Source organism: Thermogemmatispora tikiterensis, assembly GCF_003268475.1.
Taxonomy (GTDB): Bacteria; Chloroflexota; Ktedonobacteria; order Ktedonobacterales; family Ktedonobacteraceae; genus Thermogemmatispora; species Thermogemmatispora tikiterensis.
The window spans coordinates 4800608-4822140 of sequence record NZ_MCIF01000002.1 but is presented as its reverse complement, the minus strand read 5'-3'; the positions used below and the strand labels follow the sequence as shown (position 1 = coordinate 4822140).

Annotated in this window: 12 protein-coding genes; 4 read left to right on the top strand and 8 right to left on the bottom strand. The window is 64.8% G+C overall.

All coding sequences use genetic code 11. The annotated features are described in order from the left end of the window. Positions 1–176: 176 nt before the first annotated feature. From A4R35_RS25105 to A4R35_RS19285, 4 genes are all read left to right on the top strand, one after another. Positions 177–3686, top strand: coding sequence for a LuxR C-terminal-related transcriptional regulator (locus A4R35_RS25105; protein ID WP_112432233.1), 3510 nt, complete (start codon positions 177–179; stop codon positions 3684–3686). A gap of 397 nt (positions 3687–4083) precedes the next feature. Continuing rightward, entirely contained in the window at positions 4084–5091 is a 1008-nt protein-coding gene (locus A4R35_RS19295) for an ABC transporter ATP-binding protein (RefSeq protein WP_112432231.1), read from the top strand. 6 nt (positions 5092–5097) lie between these two features. Then, the gene (locus A4R35_RS19290) at positions 5098–5991 is read left to right on the top strand and encodes an ABC transporter permease (RefSeq protein ID WP_112432229.1); all 894 of its coding nucleotides are present in this window, start codon (positions 5098–5100) and stop codon (positions 5989–5991) included. A 431-nt stretch (positions 5992–6422) separates the two neighbouring features. After that, positions 6423–7319: an ABC transporter permease gene (locus tag A4R35_RS19285; protein ID WP_112432227.1), complete on the top strand. Its 897-nt coding sequence runs from the start codon at positions 6423–6425 to the stop codon at positions 7317–7319. Positions 7320–7406: 87 nt separating this feature from the next. Here the strand turns inward: A4R35_RS19285 and A4R35_RS19280 are convergent, their stop codons facing one another. The 8 genes from A4R35_RS19280 to A4R35_RS19245 all read right to left on the bottom strand — a co-directional run bounded on the left by A4R35_RS19280 (position 7407) and on the right by A4R35_RS19245 (position 21323). Then, positions 7407–7961: a hypothetical protein gene (locus A4R35_RS19280; protein WP_112432225.1), complete on the bottom strand. Its 555-nt coding sequence runs from the start codon at positions 7959–7961 to the stop codon at positions 7407–7409. Between the two features lie 138 nt (positions 7962–8099). After that, positions 8100–9650: a coiled-coil domain-containing protein gene (locus tag A4R35_RS19275; RefSeq protein ID WP_112432223.1), complete on the bottom strand. Its 1551-nt coding sequence runs from the start codon at positions 9648–9650 to the stop codon at positions 8100–8102. Positions 9651–9756: 106 nt separating this feature from the next. Beyond that, entirely contained in the window at positions 9757–12702 is a 2946-nt protein-coding gene (locus A4R35_RS19270) for a GAP1-N2 domain-containing protein (RefSeq protein ID WP_112432221.1), read from the bottom strand. A gap of 111 nt (positions 12703–12813) precedes the next feature. Then, entirely contained in the window at positions 12814–14178 is a 1365-nt protein-coding gene (locus A4R35_RS19265) for a TRAFAC clade GTPase domain-containing protein (protein ID WP_146747268.1), read from the bottom strand. A gap of 123 nt (positions 14179–14301) precedes the next feature. After that, positions 14302–17367, bottom strand: coding sequence for a protein kinase family protein (locus A4R35_RS19260; protein ID WP_112432217.1), 3066 nt, complete (start codon positions 17365–17367; stop codon positions 14302–14304). Positions 17368–17372: 5 nt separating this feature from the next. Beyond that, on the bottom strand, positions 17373–18563 hold the full coding sequence (locus A4R35_RS19255; protein WP_112432215.1) for a protein phosphatase 2C domain-containing protein: 1191 nt from the start codon (positions 18561–18563) through the stop codon (positions 17373–17375). 92 nt (positions 18564–18655) lie between these two features. Next, positions 18656–19540 carry a VWA domain-containing protein gene (locus tag A4R35_RS19250; protein ID WP_112432213.1) on the bottom strand — a complete coding sequence of 295 codons (885 nt, stop codon included), beginning with the start codon at positions 19538–19540 and terminating at the stop codon, positions 18656–18658. Between the two features lie 157 nt (positions 19541–19697). After that, positions 19698–21323 (bottom strand): serine/threonine protein kinase, encoded by a 1626-nt coding sequence (locus A4R35_RS19245; protein ID WP_112432211.1) that lies wholly within the window; start codon positions 21321–21323, stop codon positions 19698–19700. Positions 21324–21533 lie beyond the last annotated feature (210 nt).

The window sequence follows — 21533 nt, the reverse complement described above, 5'->3', positions numbered from 1 at the left end:
GGCAGGAAGCCCCGGCCCGCCCCAACGCAGCAGCGAGCAGCAGAGGAAGACCGCCGCCAGCCGAGGGGAACAGATTTTGTTGCTATTGTGGTTATTGGGAGCATCCTGGGCCGGGACCTGCGCCGGGCCTGACGAGCGGCCCGCGCCGTCCCAGGTTCAGGGGAGGAGAGGACACCTTGCACAGCGGCGAATCTGCAACCCCACCACCGTCAACAACTCACACCGCGATCGAGATTGTCTGGTTACCCAAACAAGAGGAGTACGTCCTGCGTATCAAAGCGGACGGCGCGCTTGCCCCTCTGCCGCGTCAACCGGAGGAGTGGCGAGCCTGGCTAGAGAGCCAGAGCGCCTTCACCTTCAGAGGGCAGCGGGGTCGACTGACCCTGCGCCGCGAGACCCGTAAAGGGCGTCCCATCTACTGGTACGCCTTTCGTCACTGCCTGCACCGCACCTTTAAGCAGTACGCTGGCAAAACCGAGTCCCTCACGCTCGAGCGCCTGGAGGAAGTCGCCGCCAGGCTAGAGCTTAGCTGTCGCCGCCTGCGCGACTACATGCGGGCCCGTCACGAGCCGGGACTGCGCGATGGCCGAGGGCCGCTGCTGCAGACCAGGCTCAGGCCGCCGGCCCTGCCTGGCGACCTCATCCGTCGCGAGCACCTGCTGGCCCGCCTCGACCGTGGACGCGAGCGGCGGCTGATCCTGCTCTGTGCCCCGGCGGGCAGCGGCAAAAGCAGCCTGGTGTGCCAGTGGCTGGCCCATCTCGCCGAAGAGGCCGACGCAGAAGGCGCCCCACCCGTGGCCTGGCTCACCCTCGACGCCGCAGACAACGAGCCGTCGCACTTCTGGCGCTACCTCGTTGCCGCCTGCGCACGCTGGCTCTCGCCCGAAGAGAGCCAGCGCCTCACCCCAACGCCAGCCAGCTCCCTGGCCACCAGCCTGGCCGGACTGGCCCCCGTCGGCGTCGCCCCCAGTGCCGTCAGCGAGACCCTGGCCGACCAGCTCGTCTTGCTGCTCAATTTCCTCAGCCAGCATGAGGCCCGTGGCCTGCTCATCCTGGAGAACTACCACCTCATCAAGGCCGAGGCCATCCACCAGGCGCTGGCCTTCCTCGTCGGCCACCTGCCCGCCGGCCTCTGCCTCGTCCTGCTCACACGCGAAGAGCCGCCACTACCACTGGCCAGCTTGCGCGCCGCCGGCGCTCTGCTGGAGCTACGTGGCCCTGATCTCCGCTTCTCCCAGGCCGAGAGCGCTGCCTTCCTGCGTCCCTATGGTCTGGCCCCCGGGCAGCTAGAGCAGATCGACCAGCTCATCGCCGGCTGGCCGGCTGGCCTGCGCCTGCTTTCCCTCCTCTTAGAGAGCGCCAGGCTGGCCGGCGAGCGCGACGGCAGAGCGTTGGCCCCCACCGCCCTGGAGCGCCTCCTGAGCGACTTCCGCGGCAGTCAGCGCCCGCTCTTCGACTACTTCAGCAGCGAAGTGCTCCAGAATCTGCCGCCGCACCTGCAACACTTCCTCCTGCGCACCTGCTGGCTTCCGCGCCTGCAGCCCGACCTCTGCTGCGCCGTCAGCCCCCACAACCTTCACGGAAGCGCCGCCTTGCTGGAGGAGCTAGAGCGCAGAAACCTCTTTATCGAGCCGCTTGACCCTCCGCGCAGGATTTACCGCTATTACCCGCTCTTTGCCGAAGCCCTGCAGCACGAGGCGCGGCGTCGGCTGCCGCGCGAAGAAGTGCGCCTGATCCACTACCAGGCCAGCCGCTGGTACGCCAATCGCGGCCAGCTCGAAGAGGCCATTGAGCTGGCGCTGCAGTCCGGCGTCAACCCGTGGGTCGCCGAACTCATCGAGCGCTTCACTATCCCCCTGCGTTTCCTGAGTTGGGGTGACCACAACGCCTTACAGCGCCTGCAGTGCTGGCTGGAGGCCGTGCCCGAGCCACTCATCTGGAGCCGGCCCCAGCTCTGCCTGCTCGGCGCCCTGGTCATTCACTCCTCCCTACGCGACCAGCGAGCCAGCTTCGACCCGGCGCACCAGCCAGCGCAGGCCCATATCACACGCATCAATGATCTGCTGCAGCGCGCCGAAGAGCTATGGCGCCAGAGCGACGATCGGGCCGGCCTGGGGCGGCTCTATGCCTGTCGCATGCTGACGCTGGAGTACCTGCCGACCTCGCCCAGGCAGCCCGGCCAGCGAGCCTATCAGAGCGCGGTCTACGCGCGGGCCGCCCTGGAGTACCTGCCCCCCGAAGAAAGCGACTGGCGCCTGCTCTGCCTGGGCTACCTCTTTGGCTACTACCTGCAGAGCGGCAACCTCAAAGAGGCCGAGACGATCAGCCGCGACATCGAAAGCCTCATGCAGGTCAGCGCGATCGAGCAGCTCGCTCCCCCCAGCGAAGAATGGTTGAGCGGCTTCAGCAGCCTGCGCGCCTTTCTAGCTACCCTGGCCGGCAAGTTGCAGACCGCGGCCTACCATTACCGTTACCTGGCCAGCGCCAGCCCGCCGCAGCGCCCCCACGCTCTCATGGCCTTGATGGGGCAGGCCCAGATCCTCTACGATTGGAACGACCTGGCCGGAGCCGAAGAGCAGCTAGATCTTCTGGAAGAGCGCCTGAGCACCCTGCCAGCCGGTGGCAGCGACGAACACGACACTTTTCTCTTCTCCCTGCTCAGCCTGGACGCCCGTCAACTGCGCGCGCTCATCAGCCAGGCCCGCGGCCAGCTCGACGCCGCCCGTGAGAGCCTTCGCCTCCTGCTGCTGCAGATCAGCGCCACCTTCCCTCACCCAGGCTACAACCACTATCCGCGCGCCGAGCTACTCACCCGGCTGGCGCGTCTCGACCTTGCCCGCGGCGACCTTGAGGCCGCCCGCGAGAGCGTTGAGGAGCTGGGGCGGCTGCCTGGCCTGGAAGGCCACTACGAGCTGGCGGCCAGCGCGGACGGGTCGCAGCCTTTGCTGGCGATGGCAGCCAGTCCGGACCCCGCCGCCGGGGGGAGCGCGGGGACGACTTCGCTGGCAGCAGCGACCCCCGCCGTCTCAATCCCCATCGAGAGCCAGGGCACCCAGCTCGTCGCCGGCGACCAGACTCCCAACGGCCTGGTGCAAGAACAATACCGGCTGCTCGTGGCCCGCCTGCTGCTGGCCAACGGTCAGGCCCGTCAGGCCATCCCCCTCCTGGAGAATATCCATGAGCAGGCGCGGCAAAGCGGGCGCGGGCGTGGCCTGCTGCAGGCGCGCCTCCTGCTCGCCCGGGCCTACGCCCAGGAGCACGACCCGGTGCTGGCCGGCACCTTCCTCGGCAGCGCCCTCGAACAGGGGCAGATTGAAGGGCATCGACGCATCTTCCTGGACGAAGGCGAGCCGCTGGCCGCCCTGCTGCGCGAGCTGCTCCCGCGCGTGCGCGGGCAAACCCTGCGCGCCTATGCCGAGAGCCTCCTGCAGGACTTCGCCGCCGCGTCCAGCCAGCAGCCGCCTATCATCACCCCCGTCGAAGTCCCTCTCCCTGAGCCACTCTCGGCCCAGGAGCTGCGCATCCTGCGTCTGCTGGCCGCCGGCTACAGCAACGCCGAGATCGCTGAGGAACTCATCGTCTCGGTCAACACCGTGCGCACCCACATCCAGCACCTCTACCAGAAACTCAACGTCCACAACCGCCATCGCGCCATCGCCACTGCCCGCCGCTACGGTCTTCTCTAAGCGGCTGGCCGGCCCGTCCGCCTCTCAGGCCAGCCCCCCCCAGGAGGCTGGTCGCCGCGCGGACGGCACAATCATCCAGCCTATCATCCAGAAGGATGATGCCCCCTTTCTGGGCATGGGTTACACTACCATCGGCAGCACAACAGTTCACACCTCCGGGGAAGGCCAGATCAGTGCCGCAACGTCTGGCAGGACTGGGCTGGCCTTTCCCCACTCAGCGAGCGACGGCAGACCAGCCCAGGGGCGCGCGCCGACGAGTGCGAGAACAGCACCCAGTTCAGACAACATCGATGGCGCGCCTGCTGCAACGAGGTGCAATGAGTGGACGACGAGCCAGTCTTGTACCTGATGAGATGAGGGGAATCACGCCACAGCAAAGAAAGAAGGGACCACAGCCATGCAAACCGCCGTCACCGACGAGCACCGGCCCCGCCAGCCGGAGCAGACCACTGTCGAGCCTGTTATCCAGGTTGAGAACCTGGTCAAATGCTATAAAAAAGCCCGGCGCAACGCCGTGGATGGTGTCAGCTTCAGCGTGCCCGCCGGTAGCCTCTTCGCTCTGCTCGGGCCGAACGGGGCCGGCAAAACCACCGTCATCTCTATCCTGACCACCACCCTCAGCCCGACAGCGGGCCGCGTGCGCATTGCCGGCTATGATCTGGAGACGCAGTCGCCCCAGATCCGCCGCAACATCGGCATTGTCTTCCAGAAACCAAGCCTGGATCAGAACCTGACCGCCGAAGAGAACGTCCGCCTGCACGCGGCCCTCTACGGCATCTATCCCTATCGCCCGGGCTTTCGCCTCATGCCCGCCGCCTATCGCCAGCAGGTCGAGGCCCTGGCCGAGCTGCTCGGCATTAGCGAGAGCCTCTTCAAACCGGTCAAAACATTCTCCGGCGGCATGAAGCGCAAGCTGGAGATCCTGCGCGGCCTGCTGCACCGGCCCGCTGTTCTCTTCCTCGACGAGCCGACGACCGGGCTTGATCCCGAGAGCCGTCACAGCCTGTGGGACTACCTGCGCCGCGTGCGCGCCACTGGACGGACAACCATCTTCCTGACCACCCACTATCTCGAAGAAGTCGAAGAGGCCGATGCTGTCTGCATCATGAGCCGCGGCAAGATTGTGGCCGCCGGCACCCCCGAGCAGCTCAAGACCAACCTGACGCAGGCCAGCCTCCTGCTGGATTCGCCCGAGCGCGCGCGCCTGCGCCAGGAGCTGCAGCAGCTCGGGGTTCCCTTTCAGGAGGGAACCGTCTTTGAACTGCCTGTTGCCGGCCCCCAGGTGCAGCACCTGCTGAAGAGACTGGAGACGCCGCTCAGCCTGGTGCAGACGCGCACGCCATCCCTGGAAGAGGCCTATCTGCAGATTATTGGCCAGCACATGCTGGAAAATGAGGAGGAGTAAATCGCTATGTCCGCGCTCTCTCGTCCCGCTGCCACCGTGCGCGTGGCCTCCGCCACAGAGAGCCAACACGACGAGCTGCTGCGCCTCATCATGGAGGCGCCGACGCAGCGCCCACTGCATGTCACCTGGAACAGCTTTGTGACCATTGCCGCCCGTGAGGTCACACGTTTCCTACACGACCCCACGCAGCTCGTGTTTGCCCTGGTCATGCCCGTCCTCCTGATTCTAGGGCTGGACGGGCCGCTACAGAGCAGCTTCGGCAGGGCCGCTGGCTACAACCTGATGGGCTTCGCCATCACCGGCATGCTGGCCCTGTCCTTCTATCAGCACACCCTGATAGGCATTCTTTCGCTTCTGGAAGACCGCGAGAACGACTTCACCCAGGAGCTGCTCATCGCCCCCATCTCGCGCTACGCCCTGATCTTCGGCAAGATCGTCGGGGCCTCGGTAGTCGCGCTGCTGCAGGGGGTCCTGATCACCCTGCTGGGGATCCTCTTCTTCCATTTCCCGGTCTCGCTGCCGGGCCTGCCCCTGCTCGTGCCGGTAGCCCTGCTGATCTGCTTCTCGGGCGGCGCCTTTGGCGTGCTGCTCATCTCGCTCTTCAGCAGCCAGCGCAGTGCCAGCCAGGTCCTTCCGCTGCTGCTCTTCCCGCAGTTCTTCCTGGGCGGGGTCTTCATCCCCATGCACAACCTGCCCTGGTATCTGGATCTCCTGTCGAAGATCACGCCCCTGCTCTACGCCGCCGACCTGCTGCGCAGCGTCGTCTACAGCGGCCAGCCCGAGTACCGCCAGGTCGTCTTACAAGAGCCGCTTATCAACCTGGTGGTTGTCTGCGCCCTGACGCTGCTCTCTCTGGTCGTGGGCACGATCCTCTTTGTCCGCAGCGAGCGCGAGCGCTAATGAAGGGAGCGTCCCGCGTGCCCGCCCCGCGTGCCAATGTCACGCCAGCTCGATCCAGCACAGAGGGAGGCAGAGGCCGATGGTCACCTGGGCCAGGAGGAGAGGCCGATGACAGCTTACCAACAGCGACCGCCAGCCCTGACCTCACGGAGGAGAGATACGATAAAATGAAGAGAATCACACTGCCGGACGAAGGCCGAATACAGATATACACTATTGTCATCAGCGAGAGCCAGACCACACGCTCGCGTTGAGGAGAGCAGCCCAGCCAGATTGAGGCGAGAACTCGCTCGCTCACGCTCCCGGGGCGCCGCGCTGCTCAATCTGGTGCAGAGGCGCACCAGCAGCGCCAGCATACCGGGCCTGGTAGATGCCTGGCTGTTACCTCTCGGTCAGCACACCTGCAACAGTGAGGAGGAATCACGTTCTTTATGTCCGCCATTACCCAACCGTCGTCTGCGCTCAGCCCGCGCTCCGCTGCTGAAGGCAAGCGCCACGACGAGCTGCTGCGCCTCATCATGGAGGCGCCGACGCAGCGCCCACTGAATGTCACCTGGAACGCCATTGTGACCATCGCTGCCCGCGAGGTCACGCGTTTCCTGCGCGATCGCATGCAGCTCGTGTTTGCCCTGGTCATGCCCGTCCTTCTGATTCTAGGGCTGGACGGGCCGCTACAGAGCAGCTTCGGCAGGGCCGCTGGCTACAACCTGATGAGCTTCGCTGTCACTGGCATGCTGGCCATCACGCTCTACCAGTACACTATGAGCGGCATTCTTTCGCTCCTGGAAGATCGTGAGAACGACTTCACCCAGGAGCTGCTCATCGCCCCCATCTCGCGCTACGCCCTGATCTTCGGCAAGATCCTGGGGGCGGCCCTGACCTCCCTCTTGCAGGGGGTTCTGATCACCGTGCTGGGCATCCTCTTCTTCCATTTCCCGGTCTCGCTGCCGGGCCTGCTCCTGCTCGTGCCGGTAGCCCTGCTGATCTGCTTCTCGGGCGGCGCCTTTGGCGTGCTGCTCATCTCGCTCTTCAGCAGCCAGCGCAGCGCCAACCAGATCTTTCCGCTGCTGCTCTTCCCGCAGTTCTTCCTGGGCGGGGTCTTCGTTCCCATACGCAACCTGCCCTGGTATCTGGATCTTCTGTCGAAGATCACGCCCCTGCGCTATGCCGCCGACCTGCTGCGCAACGTCGTCTACAGCGGCCAGCCCGAGTACAACCAGATCGTTCTGGAGGGGCCGTTTGTCAATCTGGTGGTTGTCTGCGCCCTGACGCTGCTCTGTCTGGTCGTGGGCACGATCCTCTTTGTCCGCAGTGAGCGCGAGCGCTGAGGGAGGGCCAGGCCGTCCGAGCGGCGTGAGGTCCCCACGCCGAGCGGCCCCGTGCCGGGCCTTGCCGCTCGGCGTGCCGGCACGCGGTTAGAACAGAGCTGGCGGGCACGTCTGAAGATGCTCCGTAAACAGGTAGACATCGACCGTCACCGTGCTCTGATCCTGGCCCAGCGTATAGAGCGGATCGTAGAAAGAGGTACAGGTAAAGGCAAAATGCTCCTGGCTGCCCATCTGAGCGAGCAGGCTCATCACCTTGCGTGACACATCGAGGGAGGTGCCGATGGCGTCCACCGTCGGCGCACCGTCATAGACGATGACGAGGCCCGCCGTGCGCCCAACGAGAAAGGACTGCGCCCGCACCTGACGCTTGAAAGCCGCCACAGCCCCGGCGTCGTTGGTCAGCAAGCCGTTGGCATCGACTGTCACCGTAAAACGGTGATGGTGCAATTCCAGGCGCGGCAGCACCGTCGGCGAGGGGGTGACCGCCAGCCTGGTCGGCGTTGGGGTCGCCGGCGGCGGCACCTTCGCATAGGTATTGGCGGCCAGAAAGATCACCGCCAGGCCGAGCAGCAGATCGGCGAAGAGCCAGCCGGCCAGCAAGGTGCTCTCACGCACGCGGGGAGGACGAGGAAAGCTGGACATCGTTAGACGCTCCTCCTGGCTTCGCTTCTGACAGGGCCTCGCAGCCCCCCAGCGCCCGCCCTGATCCGCCCTTCTCTATCGCCCTCGGCGAGCAGCGGGCAGCAACGGCGAGAGAGGCAGAAGAGGCCGCTTCTTCGTTCAGGGCTGCCGTTCGCCAGCGCCGGCCTGGGGAGGCAGCGTCACAACGGGAGCCAGAGTGCGGAAAGCCCTGGCCACCTCGCTGATCAGCGTTGCCGCCTGCTGCAGCTCGCCGGCCCCCTGGCGCAGGGTCTGCACGGCCTCGCTCAGGCTGCCGGGCGCGCCCGGCGCGGGCAGGCGTCCATCTTGAACCGCCGCCGCTTGCAGGCGCAGCGTATCTTGCATATCGACGGCGATGCTGCGCAGGTAGATGGCTCCCTGGCCCAGGGCTCCGATGGCGTCCTGCAGGTTGGTCAGGGCCTCGCCCAGACGCAGCGCCATCTGCTCCTGCGCCTGGCGCTCCTGAGAGAGCGTGTTCAGAAAGCCCCTCCAGGTCTGGGCAGTGTTCTCCAGAGTGGTGGCCAGGCTGGCCAACTGACCCACCGCCAGATCGAGCGTATCGATGCTGTTCATCAGACGCTGCCAGTCCCGAGCCAGCGGCGTCAGCGAGTTCGAGACCTTCTCAAGCCGATCATTGGCGTCGACGAACTCCTCAAGCAGGCGCGCATGATGCTTATCCAGGCGCTGCACCGGCTCGCTGATCTTCTGCAGCCCATCGGCAATGGCCTCGCTGGCCTCCCACAAGGTCCTGGCAGCCTGCAGCAGCTCATCAGCCAGGCGCCCGCTGCCGTCGAGCAGCTTCGCCAGGTGCTCAAGCTGCTTCTGGCCAAGATCGAATTGCTGAGCGAAGCGCTGATTGATAGTCTCGACGGAACGCAGCAGTTCATCAGCCACCGCCTTGAGCTGGTCACTGGCCTGCCCGAAGCGCCGTTCCAGCTCCTGGGCGATGTTCTCGAAGCGCTGCCCGATGCGCGTGGCCAGACGGTCAAAACTGGCGAGCACATCGCCGGCCATCTGGTCGATGCGCAGGGCCACGTCGGCCAGATTCTCGCCCGGCGTGAGGGCCAGGCGTTGACTGTGCAGCACCAGGGCCGCTTCGCTGACCGCATGGGTCAGCCGGCCCTCAAAGAGGATTGCACTCCATTCCCGCCGCCGCTCGCCGCGCCGCTCTAACAGCAGGACAGAGAGAGTCAGCAGAAAGACCAGGAGCAGGAGCGAGGCGTCGATGAAGCCGACGCTGCTCAGGCTCCACAGCGGAGCCAGGCGCCCGTCAAAACCTTGCTGCCAGAGATAGAGAAAGGGCTGACCAGCGTCGGGCGGGCAGAGGCTCCGCTGCTGCAGACAGGGCCGCAGCAGATCATGATAGGCGTTGCTGGCCTGGGCGATGCCGTACCAGGTGACCATGATCGGTACGAAGACGAGGACGTTGCGCAACCCCTCCAGCACCCGCAGCAGGGGCCGATCAGGTCGCTGCTGCTGGCGATAGGCCGCTGCGATCAGGCCAGGAGCGATATAGGAGTGCAGATCGACGCCGCTCCAGGCCGAGGGCGAAGCCTGCCCCGTCAGCGCCGCCTGCACAGCGGCCAGACGATCAGCGCCGGCCTCGTCGAACGTTCTGATTTCATCTTCCAGATCCCTTAACTCGACCTGAATTTTCTGTAGATCAGGCATAAATGACCTCTATAATCAAGAAGAAAACGTCAGCATAGCCAGATGGTTGAGATGATGACTCGCCGCTAAAGGCACCGATCCTCAGACGCGGCCTGCCCGCTTCGTTTCAGGAGCGTCGACGTAGGCCACGTCGCCGGGCAAAGAGACCGGTTCTTTTGAGCAAAGGGAGGCCAAAGGAGCGCCGCTTAGGCAGACCCTCGGGTTTCAGCGGACCAAGAATAGACAGGACAGTTTCATCTTTTACCTTTTTCTCCTTCAGACTCTTCGAAAGTTTCAACGCGCTCAACAGCTCTTTATAAAGCGCGGCATAGGGCGCGGGATCGAGCGTCCGCTTGAGATGACGGAGAGCCTTGTCAAGATTGGGCACTGTCCGACGCTGCTCCAGAGCGGTGGCGACATACAGCCAGCTCCGGGCCAAAGAGATCAGGAGCGGGGGAAGCGCCACCTTGGGAATGGCCAGCGTCTCCAGGAGCCTCTTCGTCTCCGGCTTCCGCAGGTCTGCAGGTTCGAGGTTCAGCAGATAGAGGCTGGCCAGGTTAGCCAGCTGCCAGCACTGGGTATAGTCGGGATGCAAGAGATAGAGATGACCATAGCGCTCCAGCAGCACAGCACTTTCTGGAGGCGTCAGCTCGCTATAGGCCAGCAGCGCTTGCAGATCGAGAGGATCCAGCTGACGTTCCAACCAGGTGGCCAGCAACTGCAGCTTCTCCTCGCGCGTCAGCACCTTACAGACGGCCTGATGATAGAAGAACAGGCCCAGGCGCGTGCGCAAGAAAAAGGGGTCGCCTTTGCTGGCGCAGCTCCGTATCAGATCGGTCACGGCCCTGACCTCCGTCGCCGGCCAGATCAGCAGCAAGCGTTCGCGCAGAGCATTGGAAGCATAAGAGAAAAGCAGTGACAGCAGCTCCTCTCTAGATACCTCGGACGAGAAAGAGAGCAGAAGAAAGAGGCGCAGACAGAGTGCCTCCAGCGATGGCAGGCGCGTCTGTAGATAGAGGGCGGCCTGCAGCAGGAGCTGCTCGGCATAGTAGCGGAGGCGCTCCTGGCGATAGTCACGGGCGGCGCGTCCCAGTTCCAGCTCACTCAACTCTTTTAACAGGGCCGAGTCTCGGAGCAGCTCCTGCATCTCGCTCTCGGTGGGCAGAGGACTGAGCTGGCAGCAGAGAGTCAGCAAGTGAAAAGCTGGCGCCACCTGGTCCCTCAGCAGCACTGCCGCCAGATTGAGCACCTCATCGCGCTCGCCTGCGCTGAGAGCCTGGCTTAAGAGTCGCAGCAGCTGACTCCAGTCGCCTTCGCCAAGCGGCAACGGCTTGCCGCCGCTGGCTGCCACCGGGTCCGTCAGCACACGCCGGAAGAGGCGCAAGCACTGGCCCCGCCAGGCGCCCGGTAAGTCCAGCCACAGCAGGGAGCGGCAAGCGTCCCAGTTGCGGTAACCCGTCAGCAGCTCGCCGACCACCTCGCGATAGCGCTCCGCCTCGCTCCTGGAGAGCAAGCGGGCCGCACAGGCCAGCACTCCGCTACAGCGGCCCGGCCTCTCCCGCAGGGCGCTACGGGCCAGCGGATCATCCAGCACGCTTCTGACCACCTCCCCTAGCAGACCGCGCTCCATTCTCAGGGCCTCGAGCGCCAGCAGCAGGCGCACACGCGCCGCCGCCGAGAGCCTGGTACTTCGCCAGAGATCGTGCGCCTCATTCTCGAAGCGCACCAGGGCCTGATCAAGCCGGGCCTCCTGCCGGCGCCGCTCTGCCAGTGCGCGCAAATCAGCCAGCATCTGATCAAGCAGCGCCTCGCCCTGGTGATCATCGCAGAGGTACTGCAACACCTGGCGGCGCACCATCAGCTGAGACCAGTCCTGGGGGTGATAGCGAGCGATCTCGACGATCCTGTCAGACGTCAGTAAGCTCTGATTGCTTCTCCAACGCCGATACTCCTGTAAGAAACTGTGGACATTGGTGACGCCCCCTTCCAGATCGCGATGGAGCTGCTCAACCGGGCGCAGATCGCCCCCACGGAAGGCGGCGCAGGCCAGCTCGACAAAATCCCGGGCCCCTGGCAGCTCGCGCAGAGCAGGTGAAGCAGGCAGGCCGGTAAAGAGATTGAAGGTCCAGGCTTCGCGATAGAGGCGCTCGCTCAAGCAGGTAGCCGCCTGCTCTGGCCGCCCCGGGCAGGTGGTCACCAGGGCAAACGCCTGCCGGATGACGCGCGAATCGCTCAGGTCGCTGCTCTGCTCATAGGTGCTGAAGGTCAGTCGCTGGCCCAGAGCGGGCGGCAGGAGCTGGATCAAGGCCCATACCAGCCAGGCGGCCTGGTCGGGAGTGGCGATCAGATAGATGGGAGGGACGCCAGCCTCAGCCTGGCCCTCGCCAGCCAGGGCCTCTCTACCGCCGCGCCTGAGCTGGGAGGCAGCTTTCGCCGCCTCGCGCTGGGCCTGGGCGCTATCGCAGCGCTCTTGCTGGTCGAAGAAGGCCAGCAGCAGCCAGGGCAAGAACTCCAGGGCCACGCTGCGCTCACTCTCGCTCAGCAGGATAAAGTCGGGTCCGCGCGGCGCGACGCCGGGTCCGTAAGCCAGTCGCCAGCGCGCCCGCAGACGCTCCTCCAACTCGCTACGCGGGATCGCCGGGAGCGTGATCTCCTGTCTGGGGTCATCGCTGGTTTGCCAGAGCAGGTCATCGTGATAACGCCAGAGGCAAATGGCGCGGTCGGCGCTGAAGGTGGGCTCCAGGCCAGCCAGCAGATGGACAAAATAGTTGCCGGGGCGCCCGGCGCCGTCGCGTCCCGCATAGACTTTGTGGAGCAGCAGGCGCTCATTGCCGCTCTGAATGAGCGCCAGCGCCCGCGGTGCCTCCTCGATCTTGAGGCTGGTCAGGTTCGTATCGGCAGGCAACTGATATCTGAGATAGGGTCGCAGCTGCTCCAGGCGTCCCCCGCTGCTCAACCCGGGCGAGCAGGCCCGCACGCGATAGCCGGCGGCGAGGGCACTCTCCAGGCCCCGATCAGACCAGGTATACCAGAGCTGCTCAATCTGTTGCAAACTCGCTGCTTGCTGGTTCATCGTCCGCTCCTCCGTGCTTGATGGGACGGCGCTGTCTTGTCCGCTTGCCTTGCCCCGCCTTGCCTTGCGGTCCGCCGCGCCGACCACTCCCACTCGCCCGCCCCCCTGCGCTCACGGCCAGTTGAGACGCTGCCCGGGCTGAGCGCCCTGCCAGGGAGTGGCTGGAGTCACGGGGTAAGCCGGGGTCAGGGGAAAGGCTGGAGTCTGGACCGTCGCGCTGCCGTGAAGGGCGGGGCCGAGGCCGCTTGCGCTCCTGGCACGGGCCGGCAGCAGGCCCAGCTCGTGCAGTACCCAGAGGAAAGGATCAAGACAACGCCAGGGACTGACCGTTGGAATGCTTCCTTGCTCGTCCGGGGTATAGCCAAGGGCCGAGACCGCAGTATAGCAGACAGGAGCAAAGAGCTGCCCCTGATAAAACTCGACTGTCGCCAGGAAGCGCCCTAGATCATATTCATAGAGCAATTGCCGCACTTCCTGATCGACGCTGGCCAGATCATTCAGGTCAAGACCGCCGCTGTAGTCCGGTGCACGCTTGAGAAAGCCATATTGCTGGCCAACAGGCCGCAGCTTCTTGAGCAGGTCCGCTTTGGAGAGAGTGATCGCCAGGGGGCGCGGCCTCCGCGCCCGAGCCTGGACCAGCGGCTGAACGATCTTCGAAAAGCTATCGAGTGGATGCCCCAAGGCCAGGTTGTGGCCGTAGCGAAAATGGGGATCGTTCGGCAGACTGGCGCGCATCTGAGGAATAGCCACTGGATCGAGCATAAAGATGATAGCGTCGGCATTGAGCACGTAGGGCGCATACTGGACCTGCCTGGCCTGAATGACATAATCCTCTCCCGAGGTATCATAGATGACCAGATTAAAGCGCACAGGAGGGAGATCCGGCTCCAGGCGCAGGCCAATCTCATAAATGATGGGCTGATGAGTGGTATCGATGGCGCGCGGCGTGCCCCGTGGCACCATCCGGTCGATAAAGAGCGGCTTGCCGTAGTCGCGCTCGTAGCGTTCGCGGGCCTCGGGCGTCAGACAGGGCAGCTTGGCCGGCAGGTCACGGGGGAGAAAGGCCCCCTGCTCCAGCAAACGCAGGAGTACGGCGATGTAGACGCTCTTGCCCGAGCTGACATCGCCAATGATGGCAATGGTCACCTGGCGCGTGCGCTCGATATTGTAGGGCAGGGGATATTGACAGTGGGGACAGATACGTACCGCTTGCTTCCTGGTAAATTGCTCGCTCATCAGCGAGGTGGGAAAGAGAATAGAGAAGAAGCGCCGCAGGCCGCGAGGCGACTCCCGGAGCGGGACGAGGGTGGCCAGCGACTGCGACTGGAGTTCCGCGAGGCTGACAATGGCGCAGGCCCCGGGATAGATGCGCTCGCAGCACGAGGGGCAGAGAACGCTGCGCCCGTGATAGAGCAGCGTGCTCAACTTGCTTCCGAGAAAGCCTGTTGCCTCTCGCAGAATCTGCCTCAAGCTCATATGGCACTGCTCCGTCTCATAAGAATGGGCTTGATGCGCGCTCACGCCACGCTGCAGCCAGGGCCGGCCCAGGACCGGCTCAGGCCAGATCGTCAGTGCCAGCACCTTGCTTTGCGCGCTCGGTCAGCTGAGAGCCACCTCGCTTCCGAGCGCCAGGGAAGCACCGAGGGCGCGCCCCAGCCACCAGGGCCTGTCTGCTGCCTGCCAATCGGATAGGTGCCCATCCTGCTCCACGAACCTGCCGTTGGCGCCCTGCCCCCAGTCTTCGGGAAGAAGAGCACAGACGACCACATGGAGCAGAGTGCAGGAGCCGACTGTCAGGTTGAGCGAGGCTGTACCCTGGCCGGCTGGCTCGGGATGGCTCACGATCCGATAGTGACCTATTTGCTCTAATTGGCCCGGGTAGAGCGGCTGCGGTAGGGGCGGCAGCGCCTGCGTGTGCCAGCAGACCAGGACATGGCGCAGCAAGGGATCGGTGGTCCAGCGCCAGGAGACGATCAGACGATTGCCATCGATGGCCGGACGCAGGGCCAGCAGTACGCCTGGTAGCTGCAGCATCTCCGCCAGGCGCCGGGCCGCGACCCGCAGCTGCAGGCCATAGCGTTCCAGCGCCTGCGGCTGTGGGATAGTCCTGGCGATCAGCAGCATGCGCCGGTAATCGCAAGCGCGCCAGGCCCGCTGCAGCTCCTTCAAGAGCAAGACCCTCTCCAGACGCTGGCGTTGGACACTATTCAGCAGGGAAGGGAACGCCTCCAGCAGCTCCGGCGTATAGACCGCAGCCAACTGCTCATCTGGGGCGTCCTGCTTCAGGAGATAAAGCAGCTCCAGAGCCTGGCGCGCCTGCGTCAGAGACCGTTGGTGAGCCGCTGTCAGGCGCTCAAGGAGAGCCGACGGCAGCTCGTTATAGGCTGCCAGCAGCCGCCGCGGTCCCTCTTCGCCAGGCTCCTCCGGAGTCATTATCAGCGCCTGCTCAAAGAGTCGCCAGCGTTTTTCACGCTCCCAGAGCGCTGTGAGACGCTCCTGCTCCTCGGCGCTAAACAGGAAAAAGGTGCTTTGCCTGGCGGTCTGCAGATGTTCATAGAAGGCGACCAGGCGGCGATCATCCTCGTAGGCAGCCACGAACTCCTGAGCCAGCTCCAACAGCGTCCGTTCGTCGGCGCTGAGCTGCATCTCGGCGAGCAGTGGATGCGCGGCGGCGGCGATCAGCCGCGGCTGGCGCGAATGCAGGGCGGACAGGAAGCGCTGATAGACCCGCCAGCGTTCGCGCGCCAGCTCCAGCCGCTCCCGCTCTTCAGCCGTGAGCAAGAGGCCCGTACTGGTCGCAGCCTCCTCCTCTAGCTGCTCGCCCAGCATGACGAGCGTGGCATCGTCGTCGGCATCGAGGGCTGCGCAGAAGCGGCGCGCCAGCTCCAGCCGCTCCCGCTCTGCGGGCGTCAGGGCCGTGCTCTCTTCCAGCAGTGGATCGTCGGCCTCAGCCACCGCCCGCAGACGGCGACTGCGCAGGGCCATACGCAGGCGGGCCAGGGCGGCCAGGCGCCGCTCGGCCAGCTCCGCCCGCTGTTGCTGCTCGGCGCTCATCCGCAGCTCCGCGGCCAGGGGTGAGAGGGCAATGGCCTCGTAGGCCTCAAGCAGAGCCTCGTCAGCGGCGCCGGGATCGGTCGCCAGCGTCCAGAAACGCGTCGCCAGCGAGCCTAGCCGCTCTTCTTCTGGTGGCAGCGAGAGACCGGCCTGCTGCAGCTGAGTGTAGGCCCGGACGACCGCCGCGATCTCCTTCGACCGGCGTGCCTCCTTCCAGGCTTGCCGTGCCTGCTGACGCTGACGGGCAGCCTGCAGTCGGGCCTGCTCCTCGGAGGAGAGCATTGTCAGCCCATAGTGCTGACTGAGTGCGGCAGCAGCCTCAAGCAGGGTCTCGTCGTCCTGCGCAGCCAGGGCCTGCAGAAAACGCTCTCCCTCTGCGAGCAGGCAGCGCTCGCCAGGCGTGAGGGCGCGGGAGTCATCGAGGACAGTATCATAGCTGGCCAGAATGGCTCTCAGCGAGGCACGGCTGCTGAGCGCTTCGCGAAAGCGCTGCCGCGCGGCCAGACGCCGGCGGGCCAGCTCCACGCGCGGTAGCTCAGGCTGAGCCGGCCTATACTGCTCCAGGAGCGGCAGCCAGGCGCGGGCAATCGCCTCATCGTCGTCGCTCGCGATGGCCTCTTGCAGTCGCTTGAGCGCCTCCCTACGCTCGTAGTCGGGATCGAGCAGGGCCAAGGGGAAGTGCACCTGAGCGACCGGCTGCTCACAGGCCGCCCGCAGCTCCTGGGCAAGCCGGCGCACGAACGGGTCGCGCGCGCTCAGCAGCTCCTGAAAGAGGCGCGAGTTCCGCGGATCGGCGAAGTCCTCAGCGATAAAGAGCAGAGACTCGGGTGGATTGCCGCGCTCATCGAGGCGGGCGTAGCGTCGCCAGAGGGTAGGATCGCAGGCCAGGGCGCTCAGGGCCGTGGTTATTACCAGGGCCGAGAAGGCGTCGGTCTCCTCATTGAAAGGGCGCTGGCGCATCTGAGGATGCTGGTAGTCCTCTTGTCCGGCCAGCACCGGTGGATAGCCAGCGAGCGGCGGAATATAGACACCGTCGTAGTCGACCAGCACCAGGCGCCCATCTTCGCGCACCAGCACATTGCTGCCGGCCAGGTCGCCATGCGCCATACGTGCCTCACGCATGGTCAGAACTAGCTTCTGCCAGCGCTGGCTCAGCTCCCTGAGCGCCCCACGGTTACCCTGGTTACAATAGAGATGGACCGCCTCGCAGAGGGTACGCCCCTCCACCCACTCCATCGCGATTAGCGGGCAGACCTCGCCGCGACCCTGCTCCTTCACCACAATCCCCTCACGATAGTAGGTGAAAGGCACCGTCACGGCCTGCAGTGCCGGCTGCGCGGCGAAATAAGTGGCGATCTGGCGATAGCGCTCTTCGGTATCGGGTTTCATGTCTACATGAAAGCAGCGCAGCGCACGCGCCTGCCCGCTGCGCGTGCGAAACTTGTAGACAACAGCAAAGCCCCCCTCCAGGCCCCAGGGACGTCGGATCAGGCCCCGGCGGGTCTTGATTTCAACCATCTCGACCTGTCCCTCGCGCAGCTCAGGGTCCGGCACCAGCAGGCGGCTGCGCGGAAACTGCATCGCCTCATCGAAGGCCAGACGTCCCGGCATAGGCGCTATTCCGTCCTTTCTCCCCGGACGGGCCTCTCACCCGGCTGAGCCTCTTCACTCTCCCCGATCTCAACCGCGACCCCAGGCACGCCCAGGGCCGCCAGCGTCCGCCGCAGCGAGGCAGCGCACGGCTCGGCAGCCAGGAGCGGGGCATAGCGCTGCCAGAGCAGAGCCGCCTGCTCAGCCGCATCGGCACGATTGAGCAGGGGACGTAGCTGCCAGAGCAGCTCATCGAGCGCCTCGGCTACACAGCGCGCCAGCTCGATCTCGCCAGGGAAGATGACCAGATCCTGCTCCTGGAAAGCAGTTCCGTCACCGTAGAGCACGGCCATCCGGCGACGGTCTCCCGCGCGGCGCGCCTCCTCAAAGGCGCGGCGACGTTCCTGCTGCAGTGCTGCCTGATACGACTGCGTTGTTCCCAGTAGAATAGCGCGCTCGCTCAGCGTACGGCGGCAGGTCAGGACCACCGCAGTGCAATCGTCATCGGCCAGCCCTCGCAACGCACGGCCCTCCTCGACGAAGGCCTCCCACGAAGACGGCACCTGCCGGGCCACCAGCTCAAAGCACTGATTGGGGGTCAGACTGCCATCGCCGCCGGCCAGAATCCAGCGCGCCAGTGCATCAGTGGCCAGCATGACGCAATCGTTCGGCCTGAGCCTCAGCCACTGCTCCTGCAGGCGATGGAAAGAGCGTCGGAAGAGGGCCGCCTGCGAAGGCAGGCAGAGCGGTGGCCTGGCAAACTCAGCCGGAGAACGCAGCGGGAAGGATTCCACCACCTCGCCGCCCGCCGGGCGCCAGAGCAGGCAACTATCGCCGATCGCCAGCAGTTTGACTAGCGCATACTCCGGCTCCGACTCGACGACCCGCAGCGCCGCCAGTGTTGCCTGGCTGCCCTCACGCCGCCATTTCTGGCGCACCGCCGGCGGCAGCCGCTCGGGTGCAGGCAGCCCCTCCGTATAGCGCGCGCGGGCCAGACCAAGCCACCAGTCCAGTTCGAAGGGATCGGCGCTCAGCAACGGGCAGGACACAAAGAGTTCCACCAGCGCCATAGCCCACTGGCGTGCAAAGAGCGTCGTTCCGGCGCCATCGGCCACAGCGAAGAGTCCACGCCCGGCATCGAGAGCGCAGGCATCCTCCAGCGTATTGAGGTCGTGCTCCGACTTCCAGTATTCCAGAATTGAGATCTCGGCAAACATTGGCTGATCGCCTCCTCAGCCCCCCGCCGGCATGGCGCAGAGAGCGCATCCTGGTCAGTTTGCCAGCTCGTCACCCAGAGCCTGGCCCCTCTTCAGCGATTCGGATCAAGGAGCTGGGTCGCCGGAATACTGGCGAAATTGAACATCAGACGCACCGAGACAGCATCGCCGTTGAAGATCAGGCCGCGCGCCCCCGGGCTGAGATCGCGATGCAGCATCGCTGAGAGCTGCGCCAGGCTGGTCTCAGGCACCGGGCTGGTGATGCGAAAGAGCAATTGCGCATAGGGATCGTTGGGCAGCTCGCTCTCCGTGGCCGGATACTCTACCGGCGCACTGTTGAGATTTGTCAGGTGGACCGTAAACAGCAGGGCCTGACCGTCAGCAGTGGCTACACGACATAAATCCTGGGCGATGGCAGTCGGATCTCCATCGGTGGACATGCCATCGGTCACATTGATCACTACCGGCGGATAGCTCTGGGGATTGGCCGCGGCCCAGCGCTGGGCCAGTTCGGCTGCGCGCCGCAGGGCCGCGCACATCGGCGTTCCCTGCCCGGCGACCGGCTTCACCCAGATCGGGAAGGAGACCTCGACCTCGTAGACGGTCCCCGTTTCATCTAGCTCGCGCTTCTTGCGCCGCTCTACCGCCAGGGGCTGATCTTGTAGCTCACCCAGGGTCACAAACTCCTTACGCCCCAGCCCACCTTTGAGGGCCGACGTCACGCTGGTTCCGCTGTACCCAAGGATGGCCACCTCCGCGCGCGGACGCACCTCGGGCATGCCGTTCTTGTCGATGACCGTGTTGGCCGTGATCAGCTCGTTGAGGAAACCGTTGACGACCGTCGCCAACATCTCGCATTTGCGTCGCCCACCGCCGGCCTGTTGCAGACCAAACGGCTCGTCCATCGACCCCGATTGGTCCAGCAGCAGGATAAGGCAGCCTGGCTGACGACTATTCCACGGCTGGCTATAGGGCATAACTCTCCTGCTCCTCTCTCACCGCAGATAGCTGACGCTTGATCTCCTACCGGGAGAACGCCATCTAAGCGATAAATTTGCGTATCTTTACCTAGATCAAGATGCGGAGCAACGCGAGCACTGGCCGAGCGCAGACTGGGCCGTGCTCCTCCATCCCTCACCAGCGCAGGCGTTGCACTCCATAGCGATGGATGCTATAGAGCGCGGCGCCGCAGGCAGCCAGGGCTGGCAGCAGCGCCACCAGGGAGAGGAGCGGCAGCCTGGGCCCGAGTCGCGCAATCAGCCATATACAGAGCTGCCCACAACTCACAGCATAATAGAGAGCCACAGGTAACGCCAGCAATTGCATCGCCAGGGGCTTACGACGACTAATCGACAGGTAAAAGAGAGCGATCATTAGAGGGATCGAGAGCAGAATCAGAGGCCACAGTTGCGGCAGCGTGACCAGGAAAAGCAGTCCGGCCAGGACGATGAGCAGACAATGGGTAAAGCGGAATAGTCTGAAATCAGGTAGAAGAAGAAAAGAACGGTGACCGCTGAAGAAATGCGCAGGCTTGACCGCCGGCGGCACCAGTGAGAAGGCGGGTTCCTTGAGGAAGCCAGGGGAGAACGCGGGGAGCGTGCCCGAGACAGCGCCGGCGCCCGGGAGGGAGAACTGGCTTCTGAGGAAGATCGCTGGCGATGGTGAGACAGGCATTGAGGCCGGTGTTGAGGTCGGCATGGGAGCAGGCGTCGAAAGAGGTGTGGGGGGCGGCGGAGAGAGAGGCGGAGGGGGAGCGACAGGCGTAGGCATAGGCGCGGGGATAGGCGCGGGGATAGGCGCGGGCCTGGCACTGAACTGCGACGGGCGGCTCTGGGCGACAGCCTGCTCCAGGGCCTCGGCGAACGCCTTGACCGATGGATAGCGCAGATCGGGTTCCTTGGCCAGAGCCTTAAAGATCACGGCCTCAACCGCCGGGGGAATATCGCCAAAGCGAGCTGTCAGCGACGGCGGTGGCTGCGTCCGCTGGAGCCGCATCAGTTCCTGCTGGCGAGCCAGCAGGTCCGGGGCACTGCTGCTGAAGGGTGGAGCGCCAGCCAGCCATTCGTAGCAGGTCACAGCCAGCGCATACTGATCGCTGGCGCGGCGGCGCTGACCATCAAATCGCTCGGGCGCCATGTATTCGGGCGAGCCCCACACCTCTTCCTCGGCGAGCAAGGCCTGAGCAGCCGCTTGCGGATCAGCGGCTCGCAGCGTCTTATGTCCGATGATGGCAATACCGAAATCGCTCAGCCAGATCTGGCCGCGCTCCCCGACGAGCATGTTCGCTGGCTTGACGTCAAGGTGCAGAACAGCATTCGCCCGTCCATCAGGCTCGCGGAAGTCGTGAGCATACTGCAGAGCTGCGGCCACCTGCTGGACGTAGGTCACCACCTGCTCCAGCGGGAGGCGCTGGCCACGGGGAATGAGTTGACGCAGGCTGCCACCGGGGGCCAGCGGCATCACCAGGTAGGGGAGGGCTAGCTGTTGGCCGCGCAGCTCCACCTCATAGATGCCATAGTCGAGGAGTCTGATAATGTTGGGATGATTGAGACGCGAAACGATGCGCACCTCGCGCTCGAAGTCCGAGCGGCTCTCTGGCGAATCCAGCGAGCGCCGGCTGATCTTGAGCGCGACCTCCTGGCCTGCTCCCCACTGGCCACGATAGACGCAGGCAAAACCACCACTCCCAAGGACCTCGACCAGCTGGTAGTGGCCGACGCGCTGGCCGAGCAGATCTGAACACTTAATCTCGATGCTCATAGGCCCCCCCTTGCTCAGGAGCGCTTACCAGGCTTGTCCAGGGCCGCTTTTCAGCAACACATAGCAACGGAAACAGAATGAAAGCGCAGTTATATTTAACAAATTGATTCCTGTGGAGAGGATAGCACATCAAAATCTTCCTGGCAAGAGAGGCCGCTTCTCAGGATAGCACCCCGGTGAGCAGCGGCAATCAGTGGGAGGCAAAACGGA